The organism is Amycolatopsis sp. NPDC051371 (genome assembly GCF_040682155.1).
Lineage (GTDB): Bacteria > Actinomycetota > Actinomycetes > Mycobacteriales > Pseudonocardiaceae > Amycolatopsis.
Genome location: NZ_JBFBAG010000016.1, coordinates 129001 through 137038 on the forward strand (window position 1 = coordinate 129001; position 8038 = coordinate 137038).

The 8038-nt window shown below is 73.3% G+C and carries 7 protein-coding genes and 1 pseudogene; 7 read left to right on the plus strand and 1 reads right to left on the minus strand.

The features are described from left to right. Positions 1-4 precede the first annotated feature (4 nt). From AB0M59_RS21160 to AB0M59_RS21185, 6 genes are all read left to right on the plus strand, one after another. Positions 5-1546: a hydantoinase/oxoprolinase family protein gene (locus AB0M59_RS21160; protein ID WP_364617378.1), complete on the plus strand. Its 1542-nt coding sequence runs from the start codon at positions 5-7 to the stop codon at positions 1544-1546. Beyond that, positions 1546-2616 (plus strand): DUF917 domain-containing protein, encoded by a 1071-nt coding sequence (locus AB0M59_RS21165; protein WP_364617380.1) that lies wholly within the window; start codon positions 1546-1548, stop codon positions 2614-2616. Before AB0M59_RS21160 ends, AB0M59_RS21165 begins: the two co-directional genes overlap by 1 nt. Continuing rightward, positions 2613-3707: a DUF917 domain-containing protein gene (locus tag AB0M59_RS21170; protein WP_364617382.1), complete on the plus strand. Its 1095-nt coding sequence runs from the start codon at positions 2613-2615 to the stop codon at positions 3705-3707. Before AB0M59_RS21165 ends, AB0M59_RS21170 begins: the two co-directional genes overlap by 4 nt. Continuing rightward, positions 3704-4414: an SDR family oxidoreductase gene (locus AB0M59_RS21175; protein ID WP_364617383.1), complete on the plus strand. Its 711-nt coding sequence runs from the start codon at positions 3704-3706 to the stop codon at positions 4412-4414. The genes AB0M59_RS21170 and AB0M59_RS21175 overlap by 4 nt, the downstream gene beginning before the upstream one ends. A gap of 21 nt (positions 4415-4435) precedes the next feature. Next, on the plus strand, positions 4436-5503 hold the full coding sequence (locus AB0M59_RS21180) for a DUF917 domain-containing protein (protein WP_364617385.1): 1068 nt from the start codon (positions 4436-4438) through the stop codon (positions 5501-5503). Positions 5504-5948: 445 nt separating this feature from the next. After that, positions 5949-7427 carry a helix-turn-helix domain-containing protein gene (locus tag AB0M59_RS21185; RefSeq protein WP_364617387.1) on the plus strand — a complete coding sequence of 493 codons (1479 nt, stop codon included), beginning with the start codon at positions 5949-5951 and terminating at the stop codon, positions 7425-7427. On the opposite strand, the gene AB0M59_RS21190 is transcribed toward AB0M59_RS21185, so the two are convergent. Continuing rightward, a complete protein-coding gene (locus tag AB0M59_RS21190; RefSeq protein ID WP_364617389.1) occupies positions 7428-7694 on the minus strand; it encodes a hypothetical protein in 267 nt (88 codons plus the stop codon). 37 nt (positions 7695-7731) lie between these two features. On the opposite strand from AB0M59_RS21190, the pseudogene AB0M59_RS21195 reads away from it, so the two are divergent. Continuing rightward, a pseudogene (locus tag AB0M59_RS21195) lies at positions 7732-8038 on the plus strand (hypothetical protein); the annotation flags it as partial.

Genomic DNA, 8038 nt, shown 5'->3' on the forward strand with positions numbered 1-8038 from the left:
ATTCGTGCGCATCGGCATCGACGTCGGCGGCACCAACACCGACGCGGTCCTGCTCGACGGCCGTCAGGTGCTCGCCTCGGTCAAGACCAGCACGACCGCGGACGTCACCTCGGGCATCGTCGCCGCGATCGACGGCCTGCAGCGGCAACGCGCGTTCGACCCGGCGGCGGTGCGGGCGGTGATGATCGGCACCACGCACTTCATCAACGCCCTGGTGGAAGCGCACCGGCTCGCGCCGACCGCGGCCGTGCGGCTGAGCCTGCCGGCCGGGGCGTCGCTGCCGCCGATGGTCGACTGGCCGCAGCGGCTCGTCGACGCGGTGTCGGGGCGCAGCTACCTCGTCCACGGTGGCCACGAGTTCGACGGGCGGCACATCGCGGAGCTCGACGAGAGCGAGCTGCGCAAGGCCGCCGACGACATGGGGGAGGCCGGAGTGCGCAGCGTCGCCATCACCTCGGTCTTCTCCCCGGTCAACGCCGAGTTCGAGACCCGCGCGGCCGAGATCATCGGCGCGCAGCTGCCGGACGTCGCGATCTCGCTGTCCCACGAGATCGGCCGGATCGGCTTGCTGGAGCGGGAAAACGCGACGGTGATCAACGCGGCCCTGCGCGAGCTGGCCGCGCACATCGTCGACGGGCTGTCCGCGTCGGTCACCGGCGCGGGCATCACCGCGCCGCTGTACCTGAGCCAGAACGACGGCACGCTGATGGACGTCGACTTCGCCCGCCGCTACCCGGTGGCCACCTTCGCTTCGGGACCGACGAACTCGATGCGCGGCGCCGCCGTGCTGTCCGGTTTGGACACCTGCGCGGTGGTCGACGTCGGCGGCACGACTTCGGACGTCGGCGTCCTACGGCAAGGTTTTCCCCGCGAGGCAACCACCGATGTCAGCGTCGCCGGCATCCGGACCAACTTCCGGATGCCGGACGTGTTGTCGATCGGCATCGGCGGCGGCAGCCGGGTGCGCGGGAACGTCACCGTGGGCCCGGACTCGGTCGGCTACGAACTGACGTCGAAGGCGCTCGTCTTCGGCGGGGACACCCTCACCGCGACCGACATCGCGGTCGCGGCGGGCCGGGCCGACATCGGGGACGCGTCCCTGGTGTCGCATTTGGACAAGGGGCTGGTCCGGGCGGCGCTGGACAAGATCGCCGCCGACGTGTCCGATGTGGTCGAACGGATGCGGACGTCCGCCGAGCCGTTGCCGGTGGTCGCGGTCGGCGGTGGTTCGGTGCTGCTGCCGGACGAACTGGCCGAGTGCGGCGCGGTGCACCGGCCGGAGAACTACGCCGTGGCCAACGCGATCGGCGCGGCCATCGCGCAGATCGGCGGCGAGGTCGACCGCGTCTACGTGATCGAGCCCGGCCGCCGCGAGGCCGTCGTCGAGGAGGCGAAGCAGGAGGCCATCGACCGCGCGGTCGCCGCCGGGGCGTCGCCGGCGTCGGTCGGCATCGTCGACTTCGACGAGGTGCCCATCCCGTACCTGCCCGGCAACGCCACGCGCATCCGCGCCAAGGCCGTCGGCGACCTGCAGCTGGGGGCGTGATGCGCGAGATCACCGAGCACGACCTGCACGACATCGCCCGCGGTGCCGCCATCCTCGGCACCGGGGGCGGGGGAGACCCGTACATCGGCCGGCTGCTGGCGCTCTCGGCGGTGCGCACGCATGGGACGGTGCCGCTGGTGCCGCTGCCGGAGGTACCGGACGACGCCGTCGTGCTGCCCGTGGCGATGATGGGCGCGCCGACCGTGATGGTGGAGAAGCTGCCCTCGGCCGAGCAGGTCGGGCTCGCGGCCCGCACGCTCGCCGGCTACCTCGGCAAGGAGCTGACGCACATCGCGTGCGCCGAAGCCGGCGGCGTCAACTCGCTCATCCCGGTCGTCGCGGCCGCGCAGCTGGGCCTCCCGCTGGTCGACGCCGACGGCATGGGGCGCGCGTTCCCCGAGCTGCAAATGGTTTTGCCGACTTTGTACGGCATCCGCGCGACCCCGATGTCCATCGCGGACGAGAAGGGAAACCGCGGGGTACTGGACACAGTGGACAACCGCTGGGCCGAGCGGCTGGCCCGCTCGGCGACCATCGACATGGGCTGCTCGGCGATGATCAGCAACTACGCGATGTCCGGGTCCCAGGCCCGGGAGTCGCTGGTGCCCGGCACGCTCAGCCTGTGCGCCGAGCTGGGCGCGCTGGTGCGTTCCGCGCGCGCTTCGCATGACGACCCGATCGCGAAGGTCGTCGACCGGCTGGGTGGACGACGGCTGTTCAGCGGCAAGGTCGTCGACGTCGCCCGCCGGACGGTCACCGGCTTCGCCCGCGGCGAGGCCCGGCTGTCCGGGATGGACGGTGACACCGGCGCCGAGCTGGTGCTGCGGTTCCAGAACGAGCACCTGGTGGCCGAGCGCGACGGCGTCGTCGAGGCGTCGGTGCCGGACCTGATCTGCACGCTGGAACGGGAAACCGGGGAGGCCGTCACGACCGAAGGCCTGCGGTTCGGCCAGCGCGTCACGGTCATCGCCGCGCCCGCCGACCCGCGCTGGCACACGCCGGAGGGCATCGCGCTCGCCGGGCCGCGGTACTTCGGCTACGACATCGACCCGATCGGAGTCGCCGGGTGAGCTGGACCCTGACCGAAGACGACCTGCCCGACCTTGCCCGCGGCGCCGCGGTGCTCGGCACCGGCGGAGGCGGCGACCCGTACGTCGGCCGGCTGCTCGTGCGCGAGGCCATCCGGGAACACGGGCCGATCACCGTGCTCGACCCGTCCGAAGTGGACGACGACGCGCTGGTGATCCCGACCGCGCAGATGGGCGCGCCGACCGTGGTGCACGAGAAGCTGCCCAACGGCTCCGAGCCCGTGCTGGCGCTGCGGACGCTGGAGAAGCACCTCGGCCGGTCCGCCGACGCGACCATGCCGATCGAGTGCGGGGGCATCAACTCGATGATCCCGCTGGTGGTCGGCGCGCGGCTCGGGCTGCCGGTGGTGGACGCCGACGGCATGGGCCGGGCGTTCCCCGAGCTGCAGATGGAGACGTTCGGCGTCTACGGCGTGCCCGGCTCGCCGATGGCGATCGGCGGTGAACGCGGCGAGACGACGGTGATCGACACCGGCGCCGACAACCGGCGGATGGAGTGGCTGGCGCGCGGCGTCACCATCCGGCTCGGCGGTGTCGCGCACATCGCCGAGTACGCGATGAGCGGCGCCGACGTGAAGCGGACCGCCGTGCCGCAAACGCTTTCGCTGGCGCTGACCGTGGGCCGGACGATCCGGGAAGCGCGTTCGCGCAACGAGGATCCGGTCGCCGAGCTGGCCTCGGCGTTGCGCTCGACGCCGTACCAGCACCTACGGGTGCTGTTCCGCGGCAAGGTGTCCGATGTGGAGCGCCGGACCGAGGAAGGGTTCGCGCGCGGGCGTGCCGCGGCGGTGTCGTTCGACGGGTCGAGCAAGCTGGAGATCCTGTTCCAGAACGAGAACCTGCTGGCCACTGTGGACGGTTGCGTGCGGTGCGTGGTGCCCGACCTGATCTGCGTGCTGGAGTCTTCGACGGCCGAGCCGATCACCACCGAGACGCTGCGGTACGGCCAGCGCGTCACGGTCGTCGGCATCTCGACCCCGGCGCTGATGCGCACGCCGGAGGCGCTGGACACGTTCGGCCCGGCTGCGTTCGGGCTGCCGCACCCCTTCGTCCCCGTCGAGGAGATCGCGTGAGCTTGGCCGGGAAGCACGTCGTGATCATCGGCGGCGGGTCGGGCATCGGGCTGGAGGTCGCCCGGCGGGCTTCTCTCGAGGGGGCGAAGGTGCACCTCGGCGGGCGCACGCCGGAGAAGCTGTCGACAGCGGCGAAGGAGGTGAGCGGGACCTGGGAGGTCGTCGACAGCACCGACCAGGACTCCCTGGCCACGTTCTTCGGCGCCGTGGACCGCATCGACCACCTCTTCACGCCCGGCGCGTCCTACACCGTCGGGCCGCTACGGGAGCTGAGCGACGAGGACGCGGCCAGCCCGTTCGTGACGAAGTTCTGGGGCCAGTACCACGCCGTCAAGCACGCGGTGCCTCGGTTGGCGCCCGACGCGTCGATCGTGCTGATGTCCGGCGCGGCGAGCGTCCGGCCGCCGGGCGCGGCACCCGCGTACGTCGCCTGCAACGCGGCGGTCGAAGGCCTCGGCCGCGGGCTCGCCGTCGAGCTGGCGCCGGTCCGGGTGAACGTCGTCGCGCCGGGGACGATCGACGGCAACCTCTGGGCCGGGCGGCCCGCGGCGGTGCGGGAGTCGAGCTTCGCCCAGTACTCGCGGGACACGCTGCTGCACCGCGTCGGCCGGGAGTCCGAAGTGGCCGATGCCGTGCTGTACCTGTTCGGCAGCACCTACACGACCGGGTCGACGCTCTACCCCGACGGTGGCTACGCCCTGCGTTGAGCTCGTCTACTGTGGTCAGTCATGCGCATCACCGCTGGTGACGTGGCCGCCCTCGAACGCGGGGTGGCCCTGCTCGGGTCCGGCGGCGGCGGGGACACGGTCACCGCCGCCGTGCTGCTGCGCCGGTTGCTCGAAGACGGCCGCTCGCTCGTGATTTCGTCGGTGGCCGAGCTGGCGCCGTCGGCCCGGGTGGTGCCGATCGGCGTCGTCGGCGCGACGGCGGCGTTCACCGAGAAGCTGCCGGGCGGTGGGGAGTTCGCGGCCGCGGTGGCCGCCGTCGAACGCTGGACCGGCGAGCGCGCCGACGCGCTGATGTCGATCGAGATCGGCGGCCTCAACGGCCTGCTGCCGCTGGTGGTGGCCGAGCAACTCGGGCTGGGGTACGTCGACGCCGACCTGTCCGGGCGCGGGCTGCCCCGGCTCGACCAGTTCTCGGTCGCCGCGACCGGCCGCGGGGTCGCGCCGGCGGCGTTGGCGGAGCCCGGCGGGCAGGTCGTGGTGCTGGCGGCCGGGTCCGACGTCGTGATCGAACGCGGGACCCGGGCGTTCCTGGCCGGCTCCGGCGGGTGGGCGGCGTTCGCGCTGGCCCCGATCCCGGCCGGCGAGCTGGCGGGGTGCTCTGTGCCGGGGACGACGAGCGGCGCTTGGGAGCTGGGCCGCCGGGTGCTCGCGGCGGGGGAGAGCCCGCCGCGAGACGCGCTCGAAGCGGCTTTGGAGGGCTCGGTGCTGGCTCGTGGGCGGGTCTTGGAGGTGGCGCGGCACCTCGGACCGGGGCAGCACGGCAGCCCGGGATTCGGACGCGGCAGCGTCACGCTGGCCGACCACCGCGACGGCGCGTTGCTGCGGCTGGAGATGGAGAACGAGTACCTGCTGGCGCTGCGCGACGGGGCGCCGGTGGCGTCGACGCCGGACGTGCTGTCGGTGCTGGACCACCGCACGGGAGTACCGGTGTCGTGCGACGCGATCCGCGCGGGGGTGGAGGTGGACGTGGTCCGCTTGGCGGCGGCGCCGTTCTGGACGGATCCCCGGTGGCTCCCGGTGGTGCGGCCCCGCGCGTACGGCATCGACTGCGACCCGGTGGGGGCGTGATGACCCCGCGATCCTCGAGCCTCCGAGCGCCCCAATGTGGCCTTGGTTGCGTTGAACGCACCCAAGGGGCCCTTCGGTGCGTTGAACGCACCGAAGGCCACATTGGGGCGCTGGGGGTGGCCCAGGGGCGCGGAGCCGACCGGAGCCGGCGGCGGTGTGCGATGTCGAGCGGGCGGGGCTTGCGTGAGCCGGCGGCAGCTGACAGCCGGGCGGCGCGGCAACGCCGGCCCGGGTGGGGCACCGGGCCGGGTCGGCGGCTTGTTGGGCGGCCGGCCTGTGCCGGCCATTGCCCGGCGGGTGCCTCGAGCCCGGCGGAGCCGGTCGTGAGCCGGCGGCGGGTCACGCGCTCGGCGTGGGCGGGGCGTTGCGTCGTGTGCGGCATCGAGCGCGGCGGGGTCGTTGTGAGTCCGCGGTCAGTGCGCCGCATCGATTCGGTGGGACTCTCGTGAGCCTGCGGCGGGTGCTCGCGCTGCCCGGCTGGGCGGAGCACGTCCGGGTGCTCGCCGGCTCGGCCGGGCTGGACCGTCCACTCGCGACGGTTCAGGCCACTTTGGACGCTTCGCACCTTCCCGCCGCCGGAGAACTGACCGTCGTCGCCCGGCCGGTCGCCGGGACCGACTGGCAGATCGATGCCCTGCTGCGGCGGTGCTCGGATGCCGGGGCCACCGGCGTACTCCTGCCCGGGACCGAACCGATCACCGCGTCGCGCCTGCTCGCCGACCGGCTGGCCGTGCCACTGCTGACCACCGGTGCGCCGCCGCTGGACCTGCTCGTCGAGGCCCGGCTGCTGCTCGCCGCCCCCGAACTCGACCGGGCGGACCTGCTGCTGGCCACCCACCGCGCCCTCGGCGACCGGCTGCGTCCGCCTGAGGAGGTCGTCGCCGTGTTGCGGCGGCTGCTGCGGTCGCCGGTCGGGGTGCTCGACGACCGTGGTGCGCCGCTCGCCGGCGAAGTGACCGGGCGCGTCCGGCTGGACGAGGCCGTGCCGCAGCGGACCGACGTGGCCGGCGGCGTCTTCCTGGCCCACCCGGTGCTGCTGCAGCGCCCGGCGATGTGGCTGGCCGCCGAGCTGCGGGGGACGGAGGCCGCGCGGGCCGACGTCGTCCCGCCTGCGCTCGCCGTGGCCGCCGGGGCGCTGCAGCGGTGGCTGCTCGCCAACCGCCTCGAGCTGGAACGGGACGCCCGCTCGCGCACGGCGTTGCTCGGCGACCTCCTGCGCCTCGACACCGAGCCCGGCGCGGACCTGCGCCGCCGCGTCGCCGACGCCGGCTGGCGGCTCGGCGGCTGGCACGTCGGGCTGCACATCGGCGTCCCACCGGCGGTCGACACGGTGGCGCGCACGCAGGAGGTCATGCGGGCGCTGGACGTCGAGGCGGTCGTCGTCGAGCACGGCGACGGCTGGACCGGCTGGGTCACCTTCGACCACGAACCCACGGCGGAACGGGTGCGCTCCCTGGCGACCCGGCTCCAGACGGCGCACCGGGCGCTGCGCCTGGGCGCGCACATGGGGGTGGGGCGGCCGCACCCGCGTCCGGAAGGGCTCGCGGCGACCGTCGCGGAGGCCCTCGACGCGGCCCGCCTCGCCGCGACCCGGCCCGAGACGGGCCATTTCCTGCACGTCGACCAGCTCGGCATGGCTCAGCTGCTGCTGGAGTGGACCCGCACGGACACGTTCGAACCGGCGGCGCGGGCGCTGGTCGCGCCGCTGCGCTCGGTGCCCGGCGACCTGGTCCGGACCCTCGCCGCCTACCTCGACGCGGAGTCGTCGATCGCCGAGACCGCCACGGTGCTGGGCGTGCACCGCAACACCGTGGCGGCCCGGATCACGCGGATCGAGCAGCTGCTGGGGGTGGACCTGTCCCGCCCGGACGAGAGGCTGGCACTGCACCTCGCGTCCCGGGCGGTGATCCTTTCGGATCCGTGACTAGTCGTCGTCCCCGCCGGTGACGTTGCCGATGCTGGCGGGCACGCCCTTGATCATGTCGACGACGGTCTTGCCGGCCAGGCCCGACTTCCCGAACCACGGGTCGGTCATGATCTTGATGGCCGACTCGAACTTCTCGGCGCCTTCCTTGCCGAAGACCTTGCCGAGCTGCTCGACCGAGAAGTTGTTGATCTTGTCGAACTTCTGCATGATCTCCGGCGTGACACCGTCCACCTTGGACAGCTTGTCCTTGATGACGGCGGTCATCTGGTCGGTGAACGGCTTGTGCGGCTTGGGATCCGGAGTGGCCGACGACGGTGTGGAGTCCGGCTTCGGCTCCGGCGTGGTGTCGGGCTTGGGCTCGGGCTTCGGTTCCGGCGTGGCCGAGGATGGCGCGGGTTCCGGTTTGGGCTCGGGCGTCGTGTCCGGCTTGGGCTCCGGCGTGGTGTCGGGCTTGGGTTCCGGCTTGGGTTCGGGAGTGGCCGAGGACGGTGTGGTGTCCGGCTTCGGCTCGGGCGTGGTGTCGGGCTTGGGTTCCGGCTTGGGTTCGGGAGTGGCCGAGGACGGTGTGGTGTCCGGCTTCGGCTCGGGCGTGGTGTCGGGCTTGGGAA

Bases quoted from the DNA above. Each gene is read 5' to 3' on its own strand.
- AB0M59_RS21165 (WP_364617380.1), top strand. From the start codon at position 1,546: ATGCGCGAGATCACCGAGCACGACCTGCACGACATCGCCCGCGGTGCC.
- AB0M59_RS21190 (WP_364617389.1), bottom strand. From the start codon at position 7,694: ATGACCGCCGTCATCAAGGACAAGCTGTCCAAGGTGGACGGTGTCACG.
- AB0M59_RS21180 (WP_364617385.1), top strand. From the start codon at position 4,436: ATGCGCATCACCGCTGGTGACGTGGCCGCCCTCGAACGCGGGGTGGCC.